At 61.7% G+C, this 22,639-nt stretch carries 26 protein-coding genes and 1 tRNA gene; 11 read left to right on the top strand and 16 right to left on the bottom strand.

From position 1 onward, the window contains the following. Positions 1-14: 14 nt before the first annotated feature. Positions 15-791 carry a bifunctional demethylmenaquinone methyltransferase/2-methoxy-6-polyprenyl-1,4-benzoquinol methylase UbiE gene (ubiE, locus tag HB778_RS08720; RefSeq protein ID WP_183463078.1) on the bottom strand — a complete coding sequence of 259 codons (777 nt, stop codon included), beginning with the start codon at positions 789-791 and terminating at the stop codon, positions 15-17. A 134-nt stretch (positions 792-925) separates the two neighbouring features. Here ubiE and HB778_RS08715 point away from each other — a divergent pair, with 134 nt between their 5' ends. The 3 genes from HB778_RS08715 (at position 926) to HB778_RS08705 (ending at position 3,340) form a co-directional block, all read left to right on the top strand. Then, a complete protein-coding gene (locus HB778_RS08715) occupies positions 926-1,900 on the top strand; it encodes an adenosine deaminase (RefSeq protein WP_183463075.1) in 975 nt (324 codons plus the stop codon). A gap of 125 nt (positions 1,901-2,025) precedes the next feature. Then, complete coding sequence (gene upp / locus HB778_RS08710; protein WP_095199484.1) at positions 2,026-2,655, top strand: uracil phosphoribosyltransferase; 630 nt, start codon at positions 2,026-2,028, stop codon at positions 2,653-2,655. A 121-nt stretch (positions 2,656-2,776) separates the two neighbouring features. Beyond that, positions 2,777-3,340: a TIGR02281 family clan AA aspartic protease gene (locus HB778_RS08705; protein ID WP_183463073.1), complete on the top strand. Its 564-nt coding sequence runs from the start codon at positions 2,777-2,779 to the stop codon at positions 3,338-3,340. Here HB778_RS08705 and deoA read toward each other — a convergent pair whose 3' ends face one another. The 7 genes from deoA to HB778_RS08670 are packed head-to-tail and all read right to left on the bottom strand — an operon-like array spanning position 3,341 to position 10,555. Further along, positions 3,341-4,660: a thymidine phosphorylase gene (deoA, locus tag HB778_RS08700; RefSeq protein WP_183463071.1), complete on the bottom strand. Its 1,320-nt coding sequence runs from the start codon at positions 4,658-4,660 to the stop codon at positions 3,341-3,343. Further along, the gene (locus HB778_RS08695) at positions 4,660-5,469 is read right to left on the bottom strand and encodes a purine-nucleoside phosphorylase (protein WP_183463070.1); all 810 of its coding nucleotides are present in this window, start codon (positions 5,467-5,469) and stop codon (positions 4,660-4,662) included. The genes deoA and HB778_RS08695 overlap by 1 nt, the downstream gene beginning before the upstream one ends. Before the next feature lie 31 nt (positions 5,470-5,500). Beyond that, positions 5,501-5,893 carry a cytidine deaminase gene (gene cdd, locus HB778_RS08690; protein WP_183463067.1) on the bottom strand — a complete coding sequence of 131 codons (393 nt, stop codon included), beginning with the start codon at positions 5,891-5,893 and terminating at the stop codon, positions 5,501-5,503. 55 nt (positions 5,894-5,948) lie between these two features. Next, on the bottom strand, positions 5,949-6,920 hold the full coding sequence (locus HB778_RS08685; protein ID WP_183463065.1) for an ABC transporter permease: 972 nt from the start codon (positions 6,918-6,920) through the stop codon (positions 5,949-5,951). 1 nt (position 6,921) lies between these two features. Next, complete coding sequence (locus tag HB778_RS08680) at positions 6,922-8,061, bottom strand: ABC transporter permease (protein WP_095199478.1); 1,140 nt, start codon at positions 8,059-8,061, stop codon at positions 6,922-6,924. After that, a complete protein-coding gene (locus HB778_RS08675) occupies positions 8,058-9,029 on the bottom strand; it encodes a GIY-YIG nuclease family protein (protein WP_183463063.1) in 972 nt (323 codons plus the stop codon). The genes HB778_RS08680 and HB778_RS08675 overlap by 4 nt, the downstream gene beginning before the upstream one ends. Then, a complete protein-coding gene (locus HB778_RS08670; protein WP_183463061.1) occupies positions 9,026-10,555 on the bottom strand; it encodes an ABC transporter ATP-binding protein in 1,530 nt (509 codons plus the stop codon). Before HB778_RS08670 ends, HB778_RS08675 begins: the two co-directional genes overlap by 4 nt. 218 nt (positions 10,556-10,773) lie before the next feature. Here HB778_RS08670 and HB778_RS08665 point away from each other — a divergent pair, with 218 nt between their 5' ends. Together HB778_RS08665 and HB778_RS08660 are read left to right on the top strand one after the other, a co-directional pair. Next, positions 10,774-10,980 carry a SlyX family protein gene (locus tag HB778_RS08665; RefSeq protein WP_179297894.1) on the top strand — a complete coding sequence of 69 codons (207 nt, stop codon included), beginning with the start codon at positions 10,774-10,776 and terminating at the stop codon, positions 10,978-10,980. Positions 10,981-11,002: 22 nt separating this feature from the next. Further along, on the top strand, positions 11,003-11,401 hold the full coding sequence (locus tag HB778_RS08660) for a hypothetical protein (RefSeq protein ID WP_183463059.1): 399 nt from the start codon (positions 11,003-11,005) through the stop codon (positions 11,399-11,401). A gap of 63 nt (positions 11,402-11,464) precedes the next feature. On the opposite strand, the gene HB778_RS08655 is transcribed toward HB778_RS08660, so the two are convergent. From HB778_RS08655 to HB778_RS41415, 5 genes are all read right to left on the bottom strand, one after another. After that, entirely contained in the window at positions 11,465-11,857 is a 393-nt protein-coding gene (locus HB778_RS08655) for a GNAT family N-acetyltransferase (protein WP_244661874.1), read from the bottom strand. An 82-nt stretch (positions 11,858-11,939) separates the two neighbouring features. Continuing rightward, on the bottom strand, positions 11,940-12,929 hold the full coding sequence (locus tag HB778_RS08650) for a BMP family lipoprotein (RefSeq protein ID WP_095199473.1): 990 nt from the start codon (positions 12,927-12,929) through the stop codon (positions 11,940-11,942). Between the two features lie 340 nt (positions 12,930-13,269). Continuing rightward, entirely contained in the window at positions 13,270-13,932 is a 663-nt protein-coding gene (gene msrA / locus HB778_RS08645) for a peptide-methionine (S)-S-oxide reductase MsrA (protein ID WP_183463057.1), read from the bottom strand. A 38-nt stretch (positions 13,933-13,970) separates the two neighbouring features. Then, a complete protein-coding gene (locus HB778_RS08640) occupies positions 13,971-14,294 on the bottom strand; it encodes a hypothetical protein (RefSeq protein ID WP_183463055.1) in 324 nt (107 codons plus the stop codon). Between the two features lie 110 nt (positions 14,295-14,404). Further along, entirely contained in the window at positions 14,405-14,797 is a 393-nt protein-coding gene (locus tag HB778_RS41415; protein WP_244661873.1) for a hypothetical protein, read from the bottom strand. Between the two features lie 694 nt (positions 14,798-15,491). Between HB778_RS41415 and HB778_RS08630 the strand changes: the two genes are divergently transcribed. From HB778_RS08630 to HB778_RS08615, 4 genes are all read left to right on the top strand, one after another. After that, a tRNA-Ser gene (locus HB778_RS08630) sits at positions 15,492-15,581 on the top strand. A gap of 586 nt (positions 15,582-16,167) precedes the next feature. Beyond that, positions 16,168-16,989 carry a hypothetical protein gene (locus HB778_RS08625; protein ID WP_183463053.1) on the top strand — a complete coding sequence of 274 codons (822 nt, stop codon included), beginning with the start codon at positions 16,168-16,170 and terminating at the stop codon, positions 16,987-16,989. Positions 16,990-17,184: 195 nt separating this feature from the next. Then, positions 17,185-19,167 carry a C1 family peptidase gene (locus tag HB778_RS08620; RefSeq protein WP_244661872.1) on the top strand — a complete coding sequence of 661 codons (1,983 nt, stop codon included), beginning with the start codon at positions 17,185-17,187 and terminating at the stop codon, positions 19,165-19,167. 466 nt (positions 19,168-19,633) lie between these two features. Then, complete coding sequence (locus HB778_RS08615) at positions 19,634-19,936, top strand: DUF982 domain-containing protein (protein WP_183463051.1); 303 nt, start codon at positions 19,634-19,636, stop codon at positions 19,934-19,936. A gap of 139 nt (positions 19,937-20,075) precedes the next feature. Here HB778_RS08615 and HB778_RS08610 read toward each other — a convergent pair whose 3' ends face one another. Together HB778_RS08610 and HB778_RS08605 are read right to left on the bottom strand one after the other, a co-directional pair. Then, complete coding sequence (locus HB778_RS08610) at positions 20,076-20,273, bottom strand: hypothetical protein (protein ID WP_183463048.1); 198 nt, start codon at positions 20,271-20,273, stop codon at positions 20,076-20,078. 142 nt (positions 20,274-20,415) lie between these two features. Further along, positions 20,416-20,652, bottom strand: coding sequence for a DUF6894 family protein (locus HB778_RS08605; protein ID WP_183463046.1), 237 nt, complete (start codon positions 20,650-20,652; stop codon positions 20,416-20,418). Between the two features lie 222 nt (positions 20,653-20,874). On the opposite strand from HB778_RS08605, the gene HB778_RS08600 reads away from it, so the two are divergent. Further along, positions 20,875-21,594: a Crp/Fnr family transcriptional regulator gene (locus HB778_RS08600; protein ID WP_183463043.1), complete on the top strand. Its 720-nt coding sequence runs from the start codon at positions 20,875-20,877 to the stop codon at positions 21,592-21,594. A 40-nt stretch (positions 21,595-21,634) separates the two neighbouring features. Here HB778_RS08600 and HB778_RS08595 read toward each other — a convergent pair whose 3' ends face one another. Next, positions 21,635-22,132 carry a ferritin-like domain-containing protein gene (locus HB778_RS08595; protein WP_183463041.1) on the bottom strand — a complete coding sequence of 166 codons (498 nt, stop codon included), beginning with the start codon at positions 22,130-22,132 and terminating at the stop codon, positions 21,635-21,637. Positions 22,133-22,527: 395 nt separating this feature from the next. Between HB778_RS08595 and kdpF the strand changes: the two genes are divergently transcribed. After that, positions 22,528-22,617: a K(+)-transporting ATPase subunit F gene (gene kdpF, locus HB778_RS08590; protein ID WP_032918612.1), complete on the top strand. Its 90-nt coding sequence runs from the start codon at positions 22,528-22,530 to the stop codon at positions 22,615-22,617. Positions 22,618-22,639 lie beyond the last annotated feature (22 nt).

Below are 22,639 nucleotides of genomic sequence, written 5' to 3'. Positions count from 1 at the left end.
AATGCGATGCCGCCTCAAAGCTTCCAGCCCGAATGCAGCGCGGCAATGCCGCCGGAATAGTTGCGGAAGGAAACGCGGTCGAAACCGGCGCGAGAAATCATCGCCGCGAAGTTCTGCTGGTTGGGGAATTTCGCGATCGATTCAACCAGATAGGAATAGGGCTCGCCGTCGCCGGTGACCATCTTGCCGATCTTGGGAATGGCGTTGAACGACCAGGCTTCATAGGCCTTGTCGAGCAGCGGCATCTCGACCTCGGAAAATTCCAGGCACAGGAAGCGGCCACCGGGCTTCAGCACGCGGAACGCTTCGCCGAGCGCGACATCGATGCGTGGCACATTGCGGATGCCGAAAGCGATGGTGTAGGCGTCGAATGTGGCATCGGCAAAGGGCAGTTCCTCGGCATTGGCCTCGACGAAATCGGTATTACCGGACAGGCCCTTCTTTTGCGCCCTATCGCGGCCGACACTGAGCATCGAGCCATTGATGTCGAGCACCGTGGCATGCGCATGGCCATGGCTGGCATCGACTATGCGAAAGGCGATGTCGCCGGTGCCGCCGGCCACATCCAGGACCTTCCAGCCAGCCCGCTTCGGCGGATTGAGCCATGTCACCATGGCATCCTTCCACAGCCGGTGCAGGCCGGCTGACATCAGATCGTTCATCAGGTCGTAGCGGTTGGCGACCTTGTGGAAAACGTCGTTGACCAGGGACTGCTTCTCGCCTTCCCCTACACGCTTGAAACCATAGGAGGTTTCCATGCCGCCGGCGGCCGTGGTTCTCTCAACTGACATTTTTTTGATCCGTCATAAAACCGGCGGGACCATAGCCGATCGATGCTGTGGGCGCTATTGTTTAAGGCGCGGTGTTCAGCCGCGCTTCCAGGTGGTGGGTTTTCAAGACCTGGACTGACCGACGGGATGTTTGAATGCCTTTGAAAGCGGAACTGCACTGCCACATTGAAGGGGCAGCGGCGCCAGAACTCGTCATCCGCCAGGCGCAGAAATACGGTAAGGACACTTCGCCCTATATCCAGAACGGTTCGTTTGTCTGGCACGATTTCACCTCCTTCCTGGCGGCCTACGATTTTTCCGCCGATCTGTTCCGCACCGAGGAGGATTATGCACGGCTGGCCGACCACTATCTGACCAGCCTGGCCCGTGACGGCGCCATCTACTCCGAAGTGTTCACCTCGCCGGACCATGCCACGAAGGCAGGCCTGTCGCCCAAGGCCTATACCGACGCGCTCGGCGAAGGCATGCTGCGCGCCAAGGCCAAGACCGGCATTGAGGGCCGCATGATCGTTACCGGCGTGCGCCATGTCGGCGTGGAATCGATCGAACAGGCGGCGCGCTTCGCGGCGCGCTGCGGGCATCCGCTGGTCACCGGTTTCGGCGTCGCGGGCGATGAACGCATGGGCGAGATGGAAGACTATGTCAGGGCTTTCGAGATCGCACGCGAGGCCGGGCTCGGCATCACCATCCATGCCGGCGAGCTGACCGGCTGGGAGACCGTGCAGGCGGCGCTCGACCATATCCGCCCCTCGCGCATCGGCCACGGCGTGCGCGCCATCGAGAACCCGGACCTTGTCAGGCGCATCGCCGACGAAGGCATCGTGCTGGAATGCTGCCCCGGCTCCAACATCGCGCTCAAAGTGTTCGACAGTTTTGCCGACCATCCATTTCCGGCGCTGCAGGCGGCCGGCTGCAAGGTGACGCTCAACTCCGACGACCCGCCCTATTTCTGGACCTCGCTGAAGCGCGAATACGATATTGCAGCGGAGCATTTTGCGATGAACGAGAAGGCGCTGGCGGCCGTCACCCGAACCGCCATCGAAGCCGCCTTCGTCGACAGGAAGACCAAGACCGCACTTCTGGCCCGGCTGAACGGTGCGGCGCGCTGATTTTCTCCGACAAAGCTGTGGTCGATGGCGGCCAAGCGGTTCCTTGGCCGGTGCATTGTCGTTAGGGTCGTTCCAGCAGCCTGAAGCGCGTCCGCGCGCCGGGCGACACGCATCAGGAGAACACCATGAAGGGCGTCACCGTCGTCGACCACCCGCTTGTCCAGCACAAGCTGACCATCATGCGCAAAAAGGAGACCTCGACGGCCGGCTTCCGGCGGCTGTTGCGCGAGATATCGCTGCTGCTCGGCTACGAGGTGACCCGCAATCTCGAACTGACCACCACCACCATCGAGACCCCAATCGAGGAAATGGAAGCGCCGACGCTGGAGGGCAAGAAGCTGGTTTTCGCTTCGGTGCTGCGCGCTGGCAACGGCTTGCTGGAAGGCCTGCTCGACCTGGTGCCGGCGGCGCGCGTCGCCCATATCGGCCTCTACCGTGACCATGAGACGCTGGAGGCGGTCGAATATTTCTTCAAGGCGCCGAGCGACCTCGCCGACCGGCTGGTGATCGTTGTCGACCCGATGCTGGCGACCGCCAATTCGGCAATCGCGGCGATCGACAAGCTGAAGGGGCGTGGCGCCACCAACATCCGGTTCCTGTGCCTTTTGGCGGCGCCCGAAGGCATCGAGCGTTTCACCAAGGCGCATCCGGACGTTCCGGTGTTCACCGCGTCCATCGACCGCCAGCTCAACGAGAAGGGCTACATCATGCCCGGCCTCGGTGACGCCGGCGACCGCATGTACGGGACGAAGTAGTATCAGGCAAAGTTGACTGGTACGATTTACCGAATGTTTACGAAACGGCGCGGTTTTGGCGCCCGTTAAAGCTGCAAACACCATCCGGCGCTAAAGGATCGACCTTCACAAAGGCCGACCCATGCTGCGCAAGCTTCTCATCCTCAGCGTCTTTGCCGGAGCATCGGCATCGATCCCGGTCGTCTATCAGTCGAATCCGCAGATATTCGAAACCCTGCTGAAATCGGCGGTGACGGCCAAGCCCGCTACCGAGGCTCAACAGGAGGTCAGCCTGGCGTCCGTTCCCGACAAGCCGGCGGCACCGCTGCCGACCGGCCGCAAGGTTGTCGTCGCCGCGGACGGGCGCGGACACTTCTCGTCGACTTTCAAATTGAACGGCCGTCAGGTCGACGGCATGATCGACACCGGCGCCACACTGGTCGCGGTCAACACGTCGACGGCGCGCCGGATCGGGCTGTCGCTCAATCCGTCCGATTTCAGCCACGAGGTCAACACCGCCAACGGCTCGATCAAGGCGGCGGTGGTGATGATCGACCGGCTGCAGATCGGCAGCATCAGCGTCGACGGTGTGCAGGCCATCGTGCTCGACGACAAGGCGTTGCGCACCAATCTGATCGGCATGAGCTTTCTCAGCCGACTTGGCAAATACCAGGCCGAAAACGGCACGCTGCTGCTCGTCCAATAATCAACCGCGCGGCAGGATCCGCCGGATGACGGTTTTGTCGGCCGGCGGTTTCGAAGCGCCGATGGCATAGGCTGAAACCACGGCGGCGGCGGCGGCCTCGGCATCGGAGGGCGAGCGGGCGTGGACCAGCGCCAGCGCATCGCCGGCGTGAACTTCCGCCCCTATGGGCAGCAGCCTGGTGATGCCGACGCTGGGGTCGATCTTGTCGTCAGGCCTTGTGCGCCCGCCGCCCAAGCCAACCACCGCAAGGCCGATGTCGCGGGTGGCGATGCCGGTGACGAACCCGTTTGTTGTCGCCTTCACCGCGAATTCGGTTGGCGCGTCGGGCAGATATTTTTCCGGCTTCTCGATGAAATCCGTGGGGCCGCCAAGCACCGCCACCATGCGCGCGAAGGTGGCGGCGGCGCGGCCGCTGGTCAGCGTCTCGGTGGCGCGGCGTAAGCCATCCTGGTTGGATGACACCAGTCCCGCCGACTGTAGCATTTCGGCGGCTAGCGCCAGGGTCACGTCCTCCAGGCGCTTGTCGCGCAGACGGCCGGTGAGGAAATCGACGGCGTTGCGCACCTCGACGGCATTGCCGGCGGCGGACGCCAGCGGCTCGTTCATGCCGGTGATCAGTGCCGAGACCTTCAGCCCGGCGCCACTGGCGACCTCGACCAGGCTGTTGGCGAGCGCGGTCGCGTCGCGCGACTTCTCCATGAAGGCGCCATTGCCGACCTTGACGTCCAGCACCAGCGAGCCCAGGCCGGCGGCCAGCTTCTTCGACAGGATCGAGGCGGTGATCAGCGGCACCGATTCCACGGTGCCGGTGACGTCGCGGATGGCATAGAGCCGGCGGTCGGCCGGCGCCAGATCGGCGGTCTGGCCAATGATGGCGCAGCCTGTTTCCAGCACCGCCCGGCGAAACAGCGCGATATCGGGCTGGCTGGCGTAGCCGGGGATCGCATCCATCTTGTCCAGCGTGCCGCCGGTATGGCCAAGGCCCCGGCCCGAGATCATCGGCACATAGGCGCCGCAGGCAGCGACGATCGGCGCCAGCATCAGCGAGACATTGTCGCCGATGCCGCCCGTCGAATGTTTGTCGGTGACCGGGCCGGGCAGGTCCGACCAATCGAGCACATCGCCGGAATCGCGCATGGCCAGCGTCAAGGCCACGGCCTCGTCGCGGCTCATGCCGTTGAAGAACACCGCCATGGCAAAAGCCGCGGCCTGGCCATCGGTGACGGCGCCCGAGGTCACGCCGTCGACGAAGGCTGCGATTTCACCGGCCGAGAGCCTGTGGCCGTCTCGCTTGCGGCGGATGATTTCCTGCGGAAGCATCAGGTCTCCAGCAGCCCGTCGCGGAACATACGCTGCAGGACCGTTGCCAGCCGCGATCCGCCAACCGGCGCCATGTCCTTGGTCTCCTGGTGCGAAAGTTCGGCTCCGGTCATGCCGGCCGCCAGATTGGTGATGACCGAGCAGGCGGCGACGCGCAGGCCAAGGAAGCGGGCGAGAATGACTTCCGGCACGGTCGACATGCCCACCGCATTGGCGCCCATGATGCGCGCCATGCGGATCTCGGCCGGGGTTTCGAAACAGGGGCCGGAAAACCACATATAGACGCCCTGGTGCAGCACGGTGCCGGTCGCCTTCGCGGCGCGCTCGATCGCCTTGCGGATGCCGGCATCATAGGCTTCGGTCAGGCCGACGAAGCGGCGGTCGCTGGGCTCGCCAATCAGCGGATTGCTGCCGGAGAAATTGATGTGGTCGGTGAGCAGCATCACCGAGCCCGGCGGCATGTCCGGGTCGACCGAGCCGGCAGCGTTGGTGAGGATCAGTTTGGTGATGCCAATGCCAGCAAGCACCTCCAGCACCGGCCGCATCGCCGCCGCGTTGCCATGCTCGTAGTAATGGGCGCGGCCGGACAGCATCAGCACCGGTGTGCCGGCAAACAGCCCGGCCACCACTTCGCCGGCATGGCCGCTGACGCCGCTCCTGGGAAAGCCGGGCAGCTCGGCATAGGGGACGCGGATCGGGTGCTCGATCCGGTCGACAAGGACGCCGAGGCCCGACCCCAGCACCAGTGCTGTCGACGGCGCCAGGCCGTCCAGCCTTTCGATCAGATGGTCCACCGCCTTTTCGGTCATTGCAGCCAGCCCGCCATTTTCAGCCAACTCTTCATTTGAGAATGTCGCCGCGGAAGCCGTAGGGCAGCATGTCGCCCATGGTCACGGTCTCGGCCACGCCGGTGTTGTCGCAGAGGTAGAGTTTTGTCTCCGGGCGGCAGAACTCGGCCAGCCGCTGGCGGCAACCGCCGCAAGGCGAGCACTTGGCCATGCGTTCGGCAATGACGGCGATTTCGACGATTTTGCCACCGCCGCCCATGATGTAATGGCCAAGCGCGGTGGTCTCGGCGCACCAGCCCTCGGGATAGGAGGCGACCTCGATGTTGGCGCCGGTGAAGACGCGCCCGTCCTCGGTGCGCAAGGCGGCGCCCACCGGAAATTTCGAATAGGGCGCATAGGCCTTGGCCATGGCGGTCCTGGCCGCTTCGAACAGATCATGCGACATTCGTTCTTCTCTCCGATGATCGTGTCCAAAACCCGGCGCGTGCCTCGCGCCGGGCCTAGCGTTCCTTGACGTAGGGCACGCCGCCGGCGCGCGGCGGGATGGCCTTGCCGATGAAGCCGGCGAGCAGGATGACGGTGAGGATATAGGGCAGCGCCTGCATGAACTGCACCGGCACCTTGCCGATGATCGGCAGCGGCGAGCCCTGCAGGCGGATTGCCGCCGCATCGAGGAAGCCGAACAGCAGGCAGGCGAACATGGCGTTGACCGGCTTCCACTTGGCGAAGATCAGCGCGGCCAGCGCGATGTAACCCTTGCCGGCGGTCATGTCCTTCACGAAGCCGCCATTCTGCACCATCGACAGATAGGCGCCGGCGACGCCGGTGAGGATGCCGGTGCAAATCAGCGCGCGGTAGCGCAGCCAGGCGACTGAAATGCCGGCGGTGTCGACAGCGGCCGGGTTCTCGCCGACGGCGCGCAGCCTGAGGCCAAAGCGGGTGCGGAACAGCACCCACCAGGTGAACGGCACCATCAGGAAGGCGAGGTAGACCAGCAGCGAATGGCCTGAAATCAGTTCCGCATAGATCGGCCCGATGATCGGCACGTCCCTGATCGCCTCGGCGCCGGGCCAGACAATCGCGTCGAACCGTTCGCCCGGCTGCAGTGCCGGCGTGCGCCCGCCTTGGCTGAACCAGGCCTGGCCGAGGATGATGGTCGAGCCGGCGGCGATGAAATTGATCGCCACGCCGGACACGATCTGGTTGCCGCGGTGGGTGATCGAGGCGAAGCCATGCACCATGGCAAAGGCGACCGAAATCAGGATCGCCATGCCGAGGCCGATAAAGGCCGAATGGAACACGGAAGCAGCGGCGGCGCCGGCGAAGGCGCCGACCAGCATCTTGCCTTCGAGGCCGATGTCGAAGATGCCTGAACGCTCCGAAAAGAGGCCGGCGAGGCAGGCGAGCAGCAATGGCACCGACAGGCGGATGGTCGAGTCCAAAATCTGCACGATGGCGATAAAGACATCCATCTCAGGCGCCCTTTCCCTTGACCGCTTCCATGCCGACCGACCTCGGACTGAACGAGGCGAACAGCGCCTGGATATAAGGTCTGAACATGTGTTCGAGCGCGCCGGCGAACAGGATCACCAGACCCTGGATGATGACGATCATGTCACGGCTGATCGCCGGCATCTCGAAGGCGAGTTCGGCGCCACCCTGGTAGAGCATGCCGAACAGGACCGCCGCCAGCACGATGCCGACCGGATGCAGGCGCCCCATCAGCGCCACGGCGATGCCGACGAAGCCGGCGCCGGAGACGAAGTCGATCGCGACATTGTGCTGGTCGCCCATCACAGGATTGAGCGCCATCATGCCGGCGAGCGCACCGGAGATCATCATCGCGGTGATGATGATGCGGGTTTCCGAAATGCCGGCATAGCGCGCTGCCTTCGGGCTGTGGCCATAGGTGCGCATCTCATAGCCGAGCTTGGTGCGCCAGATCAGCAGCCAGACCAGGAAGGCCATGAGCAGCGCCAGCAGGAAGGTGACGTTGAGCGGCGCGGAACGGATCTTGGCGCCGAACAGCTCGATGATCCAGTTGAGCTTCGGCAGTTCGGCCCCCGCGAAGAAGTTGCGCGTCTGCGGGGCTTGCGACCCCGCCGGCTTCAGCGGTCCGACCAGCAGATAGACCATGATCGAGGCGGCGATGAAGTTGAACATGATGGTGGTGATGACGATGTGCGAGCCGCGCTTGGCCTGCAGATAGGCAGGGATCAGCGCCCACAACGCGCCCACAACCGCCGAAGCGACGATGGCCAGCGGAAATGTCAGCCACCAGGGCAGCGTGCTGTCGAAAGACAGGCAGACGATGGCGATGCCAAGGCCAGAAATGTAGGCCTGCCCCTCGGTGCCGATGTTGAACAGGCCGCAATGCGCCGCCACCGCCACCGAAAGCCCGGTGAAGATGAAGGTGGTGGCATAGAAGAGGGTGAAGGCGATGCCGGTTCCCTTGCCGAAGGCGCCCTCGACCAGGATGACGGCGGCGCGGAACGGGTTCTCACCGACCAGCAGCACGACGAAGCCGGCGACGATGAAGGCCACCGAAAGGTTGATCAGCGGGATCAGCCCATAATCGGCCCAGGCCGGCAATTTGGCGTAAGGCGTGCTCATTGCGCGGCCTCGGCTATCTTTCTGGATTGATACTGGGCCAAGTTCTCTCCGGTACCTACAACCTTCCAAGACAAACGGCCGTTATCGCTGCGGCCTAAGATGACAGCCGACGCAGCGCTCGGACTTCTGAACGCAACATCTCTACTGAAAATCAAGATATCGCCGCGAGTCGGATGGGGAACCAAAGACCCATCGCCAATCAGCGAGTTTCTTAGAGCATTGTAGCTACTCAGGTGTTTGGCCAGAGAATCCATTGCCTTAGCTCTCGCCGACGAATCCCGAAAGACCAGATATTCGCCGCCGCTCAGAACCGCGGTTGCATCGACTCCAGTCTTCGGATCAACCAACCGAAGCTGCGTGACGTCGCCGGCCGTATTGTCTCCGTTGGGCTTGGCTCCAGAGCCATCTACAAGAAAATCTTCTAAGGACGGCTTAGATCTTATGTTTGTCGGGCGCCCCTTAAGAAAATCGTATCCAAGTACCGGCAATACAATTTCTATTTGAGAAATAAAAAATTCCATATCAGCAATATCAGATTCCGGAAGATTTCCTGCAGGTGGGGTGTTGCTATTTAGCAAAGTGGCTCTACCAGAATCGCTAGATATAGAATTTAACCTTCTTTCCAAGTATCTCGCATGAGCCTTGGTTAGGTTTGCATCCTTGCTCGTAAATATACAAAACCTTTCGAAGAAATCCTCTTCTTTCGACGACGCATGCTGCTCGATTCGTCTCCCGACATCGTCGCTTTCTCCAATATACACGGAGCGTTTCTCCGAAGACGTGGCCACTTCACCCAGTAAGAAGTAAATCCCTGTCTTTTGAGACTCAGGCCGCTTTCGAATGCGTCCTATCTCACTGCGTGGCGCTAGGAGCGCATGCCCAGTCCAGTTCATTATTTCAGCAGTTACTATCCCGGATGGCGTACCGTCGACCAAGAACATCCTCACCGTTCGCCCAACGGTGGTCATGCGGCGGCCTCCTGCTCGACGCCCGCCATCAGCAAGCCAAGTTCGCCCTCGGTCGCCTCCGGGCCGCGCTCGCCGACGATGCGGCCGGCAAACATCACCAGGATGCGGTCGGAGAGCGAGCGGATCTCGTCGAGCTCGACCGACACCACCAGCACGGCCTTGCCCTGGTCGCGCATGGCGATCAGGCGCTTGTGGATAAATTCGATGGCGCCGACATCGACGCCGCGCGTCGGCTGGCCGACGATCAAAACACCCGGGTCTTGTTCCATTTCCCGCGCCAGAACGATCTTCTGCTGGTTGCCGCCGGAAAAGTTCGCCGTCTTCAGGCGCGGATTGCTTGGCCGGATATCGTATTTCTCGATCTTGTCCTTGGCGTCGGCCATGATGGCATCGACGTTGAGGAACGGCCCTTTGAGATAGCGGGGGTCGTCGTGATAGCCGAGGATGGAATTCTCGTTCTCCTCGAAGGCCAGCACAAGCCCGACATGGTGGCGATCCTCCGGCACGTGCGCCAGCCCGCGGTCGCGCAGTTCGCCGGGGTCGGCCTTGCCGGTGAGATCGATCGGCTTGCCGTCCAACATGACGGAGCCGGAAACGGCGTGCCTGATGCCGGAAATCGCCTCGAGCAGTTCGGATTGGCCGTTGCCGGCGACACCGGCGATGCCGACGATCTCGCCGGCGCGCAGGTCGAAGGAGATATCGTCGACCATGGTGACGCCACGCGAATCCTTGACCGTCAGGTTCTTGACCGCAAGCTTGACGGCTCCGGCTTCCGCTTCGCCCTTCTCGACCCGCAGCAGCACGCGGCGCCCGACCATCAGTTCGGCCAGCTCCTCGACGGTGGTTTTCCTGGTCTCGCGGGTCGCCACCATCGTGCCCTGGCGCATGACCGACACGGTGTCGGTGATGGCCATGATCTCGCGCAGCTTGTGGGTGATCAGCACCACCGTCTTTCCCTGTTCCTTCAGCTGCTTGAGGATGCGGAAGAGGTGGTCGGCCTCGGCCGGCGTCAAGACGCCCGTCGGCTCGTCGAGGATCAGGATCTCGGCACCGCGATACAGCGCCTTGAGAATCTCCACGCGCTGTTGCAGGCCGACCGGCAGTTCCTCAATGATGGCGTCGGGGTCGACCTCGAGCCCGTATTCGCGCTCCAGCCGCTCCAACTCGGAACGCGCCTTGGCGATGCTGCTCTTCAGCAAGGCATCGTTTTCGGCGCCAAGGATGATGTTTTCCAGCACCGTGAAATTGTCGACCAGCATGAAATGCTGGTGCACCATGCCGATGCCGAGCGCGATCGCGTCATTGGGCGTCTTGATCGACGCCGGCTTGCCGCCGACGCGGATTTCGCCGCTGTCGGCCTGGTAGAAGCCATAGAGGATCGACATCAGCGTCGACTTGCCGGCGCCGTTCTCGCCGACGATGCCGTGGATGGTGCCGCGCGCGATCTCCAGATTGATGTCGCGGTTGGCACGCACGGCGCCAAAACTCTTGTTGATGCCGATCAGTTCGATTGCGGCTTGCGCCATGCAGCCAGTCCCACTCTTATTTTTTTATCGCTTGGTCAAAACGCCTAGCATGACGCTCCGCCCATGCCAATCGGCCGGAGCAGCATCCACTCTCGGCAAATCCCGGTGCGCTTGTCAATTTCCAACGTGTCCGCGGGCTTCATATTCGCTAATATGACGACGTCGAAATTCGCATCACGATGCAAGGCGTTGTGGTGCAGCATCAGGGACTGCAAATGATCATGCCCGCCGACCGGCTGACGACGCTGGAAATCCGCGCCGCCGAGCAGGAAAAGACCATCGAGGAATTGTCGGGCCAGATCGCCGAGCAGTGGAAGGTGGTCGAACGCATGCAGCGCAAGCTCGACGCCCTGACCGACCGTTTCCTGGCGCTGGAGGAACAGTCGGCACCCGACGTGCCCGTAACCAAGCCGCCACACTGGTGAGGAAAAGGGGAGGGCGCAAATCATGGCCAGTGAAAGCGACCGTATCGCAAGGGCCGGCGACTATGTGCTCGGCCTGATGAACGACGCGGAGCGCGAGCGGGCCGAGCGCGACCTCGAGATCGATCCCGCCTTCCGCGACGCGGTGGTGCGGCTTGCCGAACGCATGCATGTCTTCGACCGCGTCGAAAAACCTGCCTTGCCCGCCAATCATTGGGCACTGGTCACGCAACGCCTCGCCGAATTGCCGCAGATGCGCAGCGTTGGTCTGGGCAATGATGCCAAATCGCGAACGGTGATCCGAAGCCTGTCCCTGCCGCCATATGGCATTGGCGTGCATTCGCTCGGCGGCCGGCGCGGATTTTTCGTCGCCATCGTGCTGATTGTGGTCTTCGCGCTCGGCTATCTAGTGGGTCGGCTATAGCCCGAGCTCGCGCGACATCAGCAACATGGGGTGGCCGTCCTGCTCGAACGGCTCGACGACCACTCAACCGAGCGCGGAATAGAAATCACGCGCTTCCCACGTATAGAGGTAGAGCCTCTCCACATCGATCGACGCCGCATGCGCTTCGATGGCCGCGACCAGCGCACTGCCGATCCCCTTGTTGCGGTGGTTGCGATCGACGACCAAGCCGGCCAACCATGGCGTCAGGTCGTGCGCCGGCTCCAATTCGTGGCGGACCAGCAGGCATGTGCCGACCGCTACGTCGTCGACCCGCGCCACCAACGCCGTCTCGAAGCCGTCCCCGATCAGCAGCGTGCGGAGCCCGGCGGCGTCCTCGTCCGGCGTCCTCGCGCTGCCCTCGAAAAAGGCGGCAACGCGCAATCGTGCCACCGCCACGACGTCACGGTCGGCCATGGGTTCTATGATCGGCTTCACTCTTGCCTCGGTCGTCAGACGTCTTCCAAAAACAAAACCGCCGGGCCAAAGCCCGGCGGTTCGCAAAATGAGTGCTTGCCGATCAATAGGGGCAGGCGTTGTCGGCCGTGTAGTCGTGCACCTGGATCTTGCCGGCGATGATGTCGGCTTTGGCCTTTTCGACCGCCGCTTTCATCTCAGGGGTGACCAGCGCCTTGTTGTTGTCGTCCATGGCGTAGTCGACGCCGCCTTCCTTGAGGCCGAGATTCTCGAGGCCACCCTTGAAGGTGCCGTTCTTGCCATCCATGAAGGCGGTGTAGACGGCAACGTCGACGCGCTTCATCATCGAGGTCAGAACCTTGCCTGGCTGCAGGCCATTCTGGTTGGAATCGACGCCGATGCCGAGCTTGCCGGCATCCGCCGCCGCCTGCAGCACGCCGACGCCGGTGCCGCCGGCCGCGGCGTAGACCACGTCGGAGCCCTGGTCGATCTGCGTCTTGGCGATTTCGCCACCCTTGGCCGGGTCGTTCCAGGCGGCCGGCGTGTCGCCGGTCATGTTCTGGATGACGTCGGTCGCGCCGGCCGACTTGGCGCCGCCGACATAACCGCATTCGAACTTGCGGATCAGCGGGATGTCCATGCCGCCGATGAAGGAGACCTTCTTCGTCTTCGATGCCATCGCCGCCATGATGCCGACGAGGTAGGAGCCTTCATTCTCCTTGAACACCAGCGAGCGGACATTGGGCAGGTCGACGGCGTCGTCGATGATGGCGAAGTTGAGGTCCGGATATTCGGCGGCGACCTTCTTCAGCGCATCCTCCCAGGCAAAGCCGGCCATGACGATCGGGTTGTGGCCGTCCTCGGCGAAGCGGCGCAGCGCCTGCTCGCGCTGCGAGGCGTTGGAGACCTCGAACTCGACATAGGGGACGCCGGTCTCGGTCTTGAACTTCTCGGCGCCATGGAAGGCAGCCTCGTTGAAGGATTTGTCGAACTTGCCGCCCAGATCGTAGAGAATGGCCGGCTGGACATCCGCGGCGAAAGCCGGAAGAACCATTGCGGTTGCGGCCAGGAGGCCGAGAACGATACGTTTCATGTGATCCACACCCTGTCGGTTATTTTTTCCGTTACGCACCGCCTGGCTGCCCGGTTCACCGGCAACCACGCGACGTCAGCCAGGAGTGTATTCCCCTCCCGCTCCTGGGCAATCTGGCACGGCCCGAAACAAAATTCACGCGGAATTTTGACCTTTTGGAAAAAGCGTGCCACGGGCAGACCGTGCCGCAAGGCGATCCTTGCGCGCAAGAGCGGTTCATCGTTTCACGGAAACGCCGAACCGCTCTAACTTTTTGTTTTGACGCAATTCCTGTGGGGAAAGCGCTATGCGCTTTTCCCGGGAAAACCGCTTCACACTTTTCCTGGAATTGCTCCAGCCGTCAGGCGGTGGCGGCCGGCATGGCGCAGGCGATGCCCGTGCCCTTGAGGTTGCAGTAGCCGTAAGGGTTCTTTGCCAGATATTGCTGGTGATCGGCCTCGGCGAAGTAGAAGGCGGGCGCCGGCGCGATCTCGGTGGTGATCCGGCCGTGACCGGCACCGCGCAGCGCCGCCTGATAGGCGTCGCGGGAGGCGTTCGCCGCCTGGAATTGCGCATCGCCGGATGTGTAGATCGCGGAGCGGTAGGTGGTGCCGACATCATTGCCCTGGCGCATGCCTTGCGTCGGGTCATGGCTTTCCCAGAACAGCCGCAGAAGGTCGGCATAGGAGACGATCTTGGGGTCGAAGACGACCAGCACCACTTCGGCATGGCCGGTCAGCCCCGTGCAGGTTTCCTGATAGGTCGGATTGGGCGTGATGCCGCCGGCATAGCCGACGGCGGTGACCCAGACGCCTTCGGTCTGCCAGAACAGGCGCTCGGCGCCCCAGAAGCAGCCGAGCCCGAACATCGCCGTCTCAAGCCCATCGGGGTAGGGGCCCTTGAGCGGCCTTTTCAGGACATGGTGCTTGGAAATTGTCGGGATTGCCTTGGCACGGCCCGGCAAAGCCTCGGACGGCTTCGGCATATTGAGCTTCTTGTTCAGCATGTCGCTGAGAAAGAACATGCGCGGCTTTCCTTCCCATCAGGATGCAAGAAAATTGATCAGTTGGCGGCGAATTGGCCTGTGCGCCGCTGGCGCCTGTAGCCAATGGCGTAGAGCAGGAAGGCCAGCACGGCGAACACGGCAAAGCCTGGCTGGTTGAGCACCCAGGCGATGATGCCGTCCCACAGCAGTGGGCTGGCCTTGGCGCGGACGAAGGTTTCGAAGGCCGCCCGCGTGTCCGGCGAGACGGCCAGCCAGCTGGCGTTGAGCGGGGTCAGCACAAGCGCCGAAGCCGCCACCGTGCGCGTCGTGTCGAGCACCGCCATGATGACGGAAACCGACAGCGCGACCATGGCGGCGAGACGAAAAATGAAGCGAAACATCAAGCTCTCCCCCGGCCGATCCTGGACAGGATCTCCGGCACCAGCGAGAAATAGAGTGCGTATGGCTTGCCCGCAACCGCGATACGCGAATTTGAAGATTCGCTCTCTCCCTATGTCACCGGCTTGCGCCTGCGCCGGTGAACGAGCCAGACGGCGAGAATGCCGCCGCCGATGGCGCCGACCAGCAGCCCGCCCAGGCCGAAGAAGGCGGCGAAATAGCCGCAGCCACCCTCGAAGCAGCTCACCTCGGCGACATCGGCGATCACCGAACCGGCAAGGAAGCCGCCCACGGCACCGACGACGGCGCCGAGAATGATGCCGAGCAAGGCAGCGACAATGGAAACGCCGACCGGCGGTGCTTCGGTTTGCGGCTTGGCGTAGACGGTCTCGGCGCCGGAGCCGCCGCGCAGCAGGTAGATGCAAAGCAGGCCGATGCCGATTTCGATGGCGGAGATGCCGAGGCTCCTCGCGGAAAAAGACGAAATCCGGCACGACAAGCACATAGGCTTGCCTTGCCAGCACCCAGACGATGAGGGCGATCTGCCAGACAGTGAAATGGCGGGGGAAACGCCCCGAGCGGCCAAAGGCGAGGCCGAGCAGGTAAAGCCCCCACAGGATGATGACGACATTGGCGACGAGGCCGCCGAGCAGGAAATTGAAGATTTTGTCCGGCAGGCCGGAATTGCCGACCAGCCACCAGGCCGAGGCCAGGCCATAGACCGACCACGCCATGACGAAGATGAGCCAGCCGACCGGGACGTAAAAAGGTCGCCACCCGGGCGGCCGACCGGCGCCTGCCCACTGCCCGGTTGTTCGCTGCTCGATGTCATGTCGGGACGATGCCCCCGCAAAGCCTCTGCTTCACTCGACAGGGGGCCGGCGGCGAAGTCAAGCGCGGCGGGTCCTGCGGCCTTGCCTGTGCACATCATTCGGGGCCGACACCCCGGAAACGGGTGCGATGGTGGCCTCGCGAAACACCATGTGGCCGGCAAAGCGAATAGACTGCGCTTATGGCTTGGCATTCGGCGCGGGATCGACTAGATGAGCCCCGCGCCTGTTGCTTCGACGGCTCAGGTGCCGGGGAAGGATGTCCGCTGGTTGGGCGGCATTCATGGCGCGGACATTCCGCATCGCAGCCCCAAGGAGATGCATCTCCCCAACCCGCGCGGCGAAACCGGCCGGCGTGAAAGCAAGGACGGAGAGGTGGCCGAGTGGTTGAAGGCGCACGCCTGGAAAGTGTGTTTACGGGAGACCGTAACGCGGGTTCGAATCCCGCTCTCTCCGCCATCCTGCTTCGCTCTTCGAGCTTCGCAGGATTGGAGAAAGCGCTGGAACGAAGCAGGATGCCCTCCGAAGCCTTGGCGTAGGAGGGCGGGTTCGAACTTTCTCCCGCGTCCCCACCACATAAATTTTCAAGTCTTTGAAACGGTTGACAAACCAAGACCCCTATCCGTCTGAAGTCATCTGCACGCTTGAGAAACGCCCCGCCACACTGTGGCTCGCTCAGGGGGGCGGCACACCAAATGACAGCGAAAAGTTTACCTGCATAGCAAGTCCCGCAACCAAAAGGGACCAACGTACGATGGTCACTAGAAGCACATCGATATCAGCTTCATTGTTTCGATCTGGCATAGTCTAGCGCGAACTGAAGGTAGCCTCTGATTGCCCTTCACCGACGATGAAATCCGGTCAGCCGCGACGGATAAGTGTCGGGCGGCTCAGGTACTTATTGGCCGTGAGGCAGATGACGATGCGGGATCACTACGTTTCAAATGAAAGACGCTAGGCAAGTGCCACAAGACGTGTGATTATCATCGCCTTTATCATTTCGTAAACAACAACAGAGTTCCAGACTACGGGGAGGAAACTGTAAATGGCCAGGAGATCAAAAGTCGTACCGCGTAACCCGGTCCAGACGGCAGATGCGCCGGTGAAGATTTGTTTTGAACGCATTATACCCGATGAACTTGATCAAGAACGCTTCGTGCGGCGGCGGATGCGGGAGCAGATGATTGAGGCGGCGGGAGGCGAAAAGAAGCTCAAGGCCAGCGGGGTTCTGGGCGTCGCCAGGATGGCCCTGGTCAACTCCAAGAAATGGAGCCCGGGGACAACATTGCGTTGCCGGTTTCTGGACGGTAGCGCCAAGATGAAGTCCAAGGTGAAAGCAGTCGCGCTCGGGTGGCAAAAATATGCCGATGTCAAGCTGAAATTCGTTAGCCAGGGAGACGCCGAAATTCGGATTTCATTCTTTGCCGACAACGGCTCGTGGTCCGCAATCGGTCGGGATGCCCTTAACGCGAGCTACTTTCCCACCAACCAGCCGACGATGAATTACGGCTGGTTGCGTGATGACACGGACGAAGAAGAATACCACAGGGTGGTCACGCATGAATTCGGCCACGCCCTTGGCTGTATCCATGAGCATCAATCACCCAAATTTACGCGCACCTGGAATGAGTCTGCGGTAATGAAATATTTCCAGGGCCCCCCCAATTACTGGAGTCCGGAAGACATCAGGGTCAATGTCCTGGAGAAATATTCACCGAAAGGCATAACAGCCACCGATTTTGACCCGAAATCCATCATGCTCTATGCATTCGACGGAGCCCTTTTCTCGGATGGCCTTGGGCCTACCAACCAAAACACTGCGGTGTCGGACAAGGACGTGGCCATGATCAAGAAGATGTATCCGTAACCTTCGGCGGGCCTCTTTTCACGAGCAATGATTGCGAAAGGGGCGATGGTGGCGGGTACTTCGAAGAATACTGCAAAGGCTCCGGCCGCACCCACCCGCCAGGCTCAATCCAACGGGGGTAGCCAGCAAGGTGAACCTGTTGACGACGCCGCAGCCAGGCTCGGCGCAGAATCGACCGCTCCCGGTGGCGGGGGCTTGCCCGCCGATGCCGCAGCACTGACGCCGGACGCCCTCGGCATGCCGCTGCGGCTCGGCAATCGGACATTTAGACAGAATAGCCACCTTCGTGGCCGCCGCCTCACCGTCCTTCCCGATCTGCCAGACATCCGGGATCGCATTTATCAGCCGCGCCTTCGCGCGCTGGAGCCTAGCATTTATCCAAGAATTGCGTTCACGGTCAGGAACCAGGGAGGCTTGCAGAGCTGCACGGGGCATGCGCTGGCGCATGCCATAGACTGCTTACTGCATCGCGAGGAGTTGCAGTCCGCCGCCAAGCGAGTCAGCGCGCGCATGCTTTACGAAATGGCCAAGCGGAACGACGAGTGGGCCGGTACCAGCTATGTCGGATCGAGCATTCGGGGTGCCATAAAGGGATTTTACCGAAACGGTGCTTGCAGCGAAGCGCTTGCTCCCGACGGAACTGATGGGGACTGGACCCTGACCTACGAGATGGCCAAGGATGCCAGAGGGACGCGCCTTGGTGCTTATTACCGGCTGCAGCCCGACCTTACCGACTTTCATGCCGCGATCGACGAGGTCGGCGCGATCTATGTGTCGGCGCATATCCACGAGAACTGGACCAGCCCGCACAAGAGGCAAACGGCCGAGGGGTGGACGGGTGAGTACCAGATCAAGCCCGGCGGGCCAGCTGCTGGCGGTCATGCCTTCGCCCTGGTCGGCTATGATGCTGAAGGTTTTTGGGTGCTGAACTCATGGGGATCTGAATGGGGGCGCGGTGGCGTGGCCCATTGGCTCTATGAGGACTGGGCGGCAACGATGATGGACGCCTGGGTACTGCAACTCGGTGTCCGCGCGCCGTCGGCCTTCAGCGCCTTTCCGCGAAGCGTCCCCTCCGGCGTGGTCGTTCCGAACGCCGCAAGCGCCCCCAACCGGGGCGACATTGTCGGCCACTTTATCAATATAGATGATGGTCGCTACGTGCTCGACGGCCGCTACGCATCGCCGACGGCAGCCGAGATGGACGAGACGATCAAGCGGATTGTCGATCCGAACTCCAACAAGGACGTCGGCAAAGACACCGGCAAAGGCTATGACCATCTGTTGATCTACGCGCATGGCGGTTTGAACACGCCGGATGACGAAGCGAATCGGATCGCCGTTTGGAAGCGCAACGAAATCTTCTCTCGAAACCGGATTTATAACTTTCATCTCATGTGGGGTTCAGGGTTCATCGACGAGGCGTTCGGGCCACTCTCTCAAACCGCCAACGCGCGCGCCGGCGGAATCCTCGGCGACGTCTTGTTCGAAACCATCGGGAAGCCGCTGGGCACACGTGCCTGGCGCAACATGAAGCAGGACGCAAGGGCCGCGTTCCTGCAGAATCGACAGGACGGCTATGGTGGCGGACTGTATGGCTTGTCGATGCTGCTCAAGGGGCTGGACAAGGCTGGACGGCGCCCGAAACTACATCTGGTTGGACACAGCGCCGGCGCGATCATACTGGGCCGATTCCTTGAAGTATTCAAAGATATCGGCCTTGCCAACATCGAGTTGGAAACTATCCATCTCATGGCGCCCGCCTGTACCGTCGATTTCTTCAATGCGCTCTACGGTCCTTACCTGAGGAAAAACAGTCCGCTCGTGGGCAAGCTGTATATGTACAACCTCGATGGCCGGCTCGAGCTCGACGATAAAGTCGGCGTCGCGCCGCTCCCCTCCTATAGTCATTCCCTGCTCTACCTGGTGTCACGCGCCTATGAAGACGCTCCAAACACGCCGCTAGCCGGGATGCAGATCTATGACTCTTTCACGGCTTCATACAAACAGCTCTCGACAAGCTATTCGGTAGGCAAAGATACCGGCCCGACGAGCCACGGAGGCTTTGACAATGATCCGGCAACGCTGACGGCGATCATGTCCCGCATACTGGGCGGCAAGGTCCCCGAGCCCCGACGGCCGGCGAGCTCACGGGCTACTGACCGGTTCAATCAACGATGACGGATTCTAGATGTTTTCGGTCTGACCTTCCAGGCTTTGCGCCTCAGCGAGAACGCTGTGGGTTCAAACTCAGCAGACAGTACGAACAGAGGCTAAGGGAGCCAAGAAGGAAATCACCGATGACGGAAGTGCTGAAGGCTATCTAGGCAGCCGACGCAGGAGGCCAAGAACGCCGAGCCATATATCCAACCGTGCGCATCACGTTCACCACTTCGTGTCCTTCTAGGCGATAAAGGACGCCGGATTCTTGCTATACCGTTTCCTCCTTGAGGGGGAAACATGCCGGACATCGGGTGGACCGGGCATCTGATGTAGTCCCACGGGCCATCGGCCAATAGCGGGAACAGCCGATAGCAGGAAAAAGCGTCCATCTGGAACCTCTCGCCCCACCGCGCGTTTCACGGCGTCCCGTCCGTGGACCAGCCCGGATATCTCTCCTGGCGCTGCGATAATCAGGAGCCGTTTCATGTACGACAAGCTGTTTCATTCGCCGGTGGCGCTCACCGTCGGCCTTGGTTTCAAGCGCGAGATTGCCTCGCTGGCCGAAATGCACGATTTCCTGACCAATTGGACGACTTCGCGCCGTGGTCCGCTCCATCGCCATGCCGTCGAGGCGTGTGGCCTTGCGCTGGAAGGCTGCATCACCAGGGATGAGGCGCGCCATGCGCTCGTCGCATTCGCAAAGGCCGCCGGCATTCTCTGGCCCGAGATCGAGCCGGTCATCGTGGCGCGCGCCGTCGCGCGCGGCCATGGCGGCTACGCCGCCTGATTTTTGAGGCCATCCGCTCGTGGTGGCCAATTCCGCATCGCTCGCTACTGAAAGCCTGGCCTGGCCATCCCGAGCCGGGCTTTCGCTTTTGCTGCAGGAAGATCGCAACTATCCCCCGATGATGTTTGCCCAGGGGCAATCACCCTTTCGAAGGTGCGCGCCGGCGTGCCGGCTTGGGCCTCGTCGGATCAGGCGCTTGCGCTGATTGCGCGGCAAGGCGCAGCTCTCTCAATCTGGCCGTCTTTTCCTCGCGGGCCGCCCGCTCGGCATCGATCACGATCTGCGATTCACGTTTGGCGCGCTCGTCACGCTGGGTGTCGACTTTTGCACGGTTCATGTGCTGCTACCTCCATCCCGCTTGGGGGCGGTTCGGAACAAATCGCCGCCTCTTCCGGCTCCGCATGGTGCAGCGTTGCGGCGGGGGCGGCGATTACAAATGATGGTCGGAAGACTTTTGTCATCGATGCCGGGGAGGGCCGTCAGTCGCACCAGCCCGAAGAGACGACGAGTGATGCCTCGAAGACATGGCGTCCACTCTCGTCGCGCACCTTGACGGTAATGGCCGTGCGGTCGTTCTCGATCATCTCGTCGCGGACGATATCGGGCAGGATGCGGATCGCCTCCCGCCGCAGGCGTTCGCGCGTTTCGAAGACCTGGCCGTCATCATCGACCGTCAGACCGTCGCCATTGTAGAGGTCGAGATAGTATCGAGGCATGATGGGCTGAACCTCAGGCTGATGAAATGGCGAGATAGTCAATCGACAATTCGCGGGCTAAGCAGTTGTTCCATCAGCGGGCGGCATTTGCCGTGGAACAAGCAGGCCTAACAAATGTTAATGCCCGTAAGCTTCCAAAGGCCTAGTCCATCCCAAGCCGCCTTTTGCTTCCGACAGAACACATGGCGATCGGCTTCTCAGGCCCTTTCGCTGGAGGTTGCGGTGCTTGAATCCCTCTACCTGAACCTGGGTCAGCATGACGCGCTGTCAGACGCCGAGAAGGCGCTGCTGGCTGGCGCCATGACCTTCGAGCGGCATTTCGCCACCGGCCAGGACATTGTCGCATCGGGATCGCGGCCGACCTATTCAACGCTGATCCTCGACGGGCTGGCGGCGCGCTATAAGGTGCTGGAGAATGGCGGCCGGCAGTTCACCTCATTGCAGGTGCCCGGCGACTTCGTCGATCTCCATGCCTTCCTGCTGAAGACGATGGATCACGGCATCGTCGCTTTGTCGCCCTGTCATGTCATGTTCGCCGATCACGGCCGGCTACGCACCATCACCGAGCAGGCGCCGCATTTGACCCGGCTGTTGTGGCTGGACACGCTGGTCGACGGCGCCATCCACCGCGAATGGATCGTCGCCATGGGGCGGCGCTCCAAGACTTCGCATCTGGCGCATCTGGTCTGTGAGCTTTTCGTGCGGTTGCAGGTGGTGCAGCGCACCAACGGCATGAGCTTCCACCTGCCGCTCTCGCAAGCGGAGATGGCCGACGTGCTTGGCCTGTCGGTGGTGCACATGAACCGGGTTATCGGCGCCTTGCGCAAGGTCGGCGTCGTCAGCTGGGCAAACCACGCGGTGACCATTTTGGACTGGCACCGGCTGCAGGAAATCGCCGAGTTCGACCCGACCTATCTCAGCATGATGCGGGAGCCACGTTAGCTTATTCCTGACGCGGCTCCCTGATCCTGTGCGTGAAGATTTATGCTGCTTCGGCCGCGATGTTGACAGCCGACTCCGCGATCGTGGTCAGCGCCTGGTCCGTAGCCTTCTCTTCCTTCAGCGTCGCTTCGAGAAGCGTCACGGCTTCGTTCAGGCCGAGTTCGCCGGCCCATGTCCTCAGCGTGCCATAGCGCGAGATCTCGTAGTGTTCGACCGCTTGCGCGGCGGCCAGCAGGCCGGCATCGAGCGCGGGAGATCCCTTGTACTCTTCCATGATCTCGGCACCTTCCTCGGTGATGCCCATGATGGCCGCACAGGTCTTGTCGACCGGCTTCTTGCCGATCACGCCGAAGACCTTCTCCAGTCTTGCGACATGGCCTTCGGTTTCCGTGCGGTGCTTTTCGAAGGCGGCCTTCAGTTCGGCGCTTTGCGCGGCCTTGGCCATTTTCGGCAGCGTCGCCAATATCTTCTTTTCGGCGAAGTAGATGTCCTTCAGGGTGTCGTGAAACAGGTCGTCGAGCATTTTCTGTTTTGCCATCGTCATATCCTTTGGTGAACCCTCAGGTCGACAATCTCGCATCGGGGGATTTGTTCCGCCCGTTCGGCCAATGAGCGATCGTGACGAGCCGTCCGGCAAAAAATCTTTATAAAATTCCTATTTCCTTCCGTCCCGCGCCGTCTCGAACCTTTATGGCGATCGGGTCCATATTCTCCAGGGAACACACAGCTCGATCGCGATTATCCGTCGTGGCGGAGTGGTTCCATTTGGTTTCCGCCTGCCGACTGCAGGTGCACAGCGCTATGCGCAAATAAAACGAAGATAAGGAACACCCACGATGGATATCGTCGTTATCGGGCTGGAGATTTTGTTTTTCGCTCTCTCCATCGCCTACATCAAAGTCTGCGACATTCTTTGAGCCGGAGGATCGCAACATGCTTCTCGACTATATCCTCGGCGGCGGTGTGACCTTGTTCCTGCTCGCCTACCTGACATACGCCCTCGTTCGCCCAGAACGCTTCTGACGGCAACAGCAAGGCACGGAAA

The sequence above is a fragment of the Mesorhizobium huakuii genome (assembly GCF_014189455.1).
In the GTDB taxonomy this organism is placed as follows: domain Bacteria; phylum Pseudomonadota; class Alphaproteobacteria; order Rhizobiales; family Rhizobiaceae; genus Mesorhizobium; species Mesorhizobium huakuii_A.
The sequence above is the reverse complement of the archived record's forward strand: the minus strand, read 5'-3'. Positions and strand labels throughout refer to the sequence as shown.

Coding starts and splice junctions, on each gene's coding strand:
- HB778_RS08715 (WP_183463075.1), top strand. CDS start 926: ATGCCTTTGAAAGCGGAACTGCACTGCCACATTGAAGGGGCAGCGGCG.
- HB778_RS08610 (WP_183463048.1), bottom strand. CDS start 20,273: ATGAACCGTGCAAAAGTCGACACCCAGCGTGACGAGCGCGCCAAACGT.
- ubiE (WP_183463078.1), bottom strand. CDS start 791: ATGTCAGTTGAGAGAACCACGGCCGCCGGCGGCATGGAAACCTCCTAT.
- HB778_RS08670 (WP_183463061.1), bottom strand. CDS start 10,555: ATGGCGCAAGCCGCAATCGAACTGATCGGCATCAACAAGAGTTTTGGC.
- deoA (WP_183463071.1), bottom strand. CDS start 4,660: ATGCTTCCGCAGGAAATCATCCGCCGCAAGCGAGACGGCCACAGGCTC.
- HB778_RS08625 (WP_183463053.1), top strand. CDS start 16,168: ATGGCCAGGAGATCAAAAGTCGTACCGCGTAACCCGGTCCAGACGGCA.
- kdpF (WP_032918612.1), top strand. CDS start 22,528: ATGCTTCTCGACTATATCCTCGGCGGCGGTGTGACCTTGTTCCTGCTC.
- HB778_RS08705 (WP_183463073.1), top strand. CDS start 2,777: ATGCTGCGCAAGCTTCTCATCCTCAGCGTCTTTGCCGGAGCATCGGCA.
- HB778_RS08685 (WP_183463065.1), bottom strand. CDS start 6,920: ATGGATGTCTTTATCGCCATCGTGCAGATTTTGGACTCGACCATCCGC.
- upp (WP_095199484.1), top strand. CDS start 2,026: ATGAAGGGCGTCACCGTCGTCGACCACCCGCTTGTCCAGCACAAGCTG.
- HB778_RS08650 (WP_095199473.1), bottom strand. CDS start 12,929: ATGAAACGTATCGTTCTCGGCCTCCTGGCCGCAACCGCAATGGTTCTT.
- HB778_RS08675 (WP_183463063.1), bottom strand. CDS start 9,029: ATGACCACCGTTGGGCGAACGGTGAGGATGTTCTTGGTCGACGGTACG.
- msrA (WP_183463057.1), bottom strand. CDS start 13,932: ATGTTCTTTCTCAGCGACATGCTGAACAAGAAGCTCAATATGCCGAAG.
- cdd (WP_183463067.1), bottom strand. CDS start 5,893: ATGTCGCATGATCTGTTCGAAGCGGCCAGGACCGCCATGGCCAAGGCC.
- HB778_RS08615 (WP_183463051.1), top strand. CDS start 19,634: ATGTACGACAAGCTGTTTCATTCGCCGGTGGCGCTCACCGTCGGCCTT.
- HB778_RS08605 (WP_183463046.1), bottom strand. CDS start 20,652: ATGCCTCGATACTATCTCGACCTCTACAATGGCGACGGTCTGACGGTC.
- HB778_RS41415 (WP_244661873.1), bottom strand. CDS start 14,797: ATGTGCTTGTCGTGCCGGATTTCGTCTTTTTCCGCGAGGAGCCTCGGC.
- HB778_RS08640 (WP_183463055.1), bottom strand. CDS start 14,294: ATGTTTCGCTTCATTTTTCGTCTCGCCGCCATGGTCGCGCTGTCGGTT.
- HB778_RS08660 (WP_183463059.1), top strand. CDS start 11,003: ATGGCCAGTGAAAGCGACCGTATCGCAAGGGCCGGCGACTATGTGCTC.
- HB778_RS08595 (WP_183463041.1), bottom strand. CDS start 22,132: ATGGCAAAACAGAAAATGCTCGACGACCTGTTTCACGACACCCTGAAG.
- HB778_RS08695 (WP_183463070.1), bottom strand. CDS start 5,469: ATGACCGAAAAGGCGGTGGACCATCTGATCGAAAGGCTGGACGGCCTG.
- HB778_RS08680 (WP_095199478.1), bottom strand. CDS start 8,061: ATGAGCACGCCTTACGCCAAATTGCCGGCCTGGGCCGATTATGGGCTG.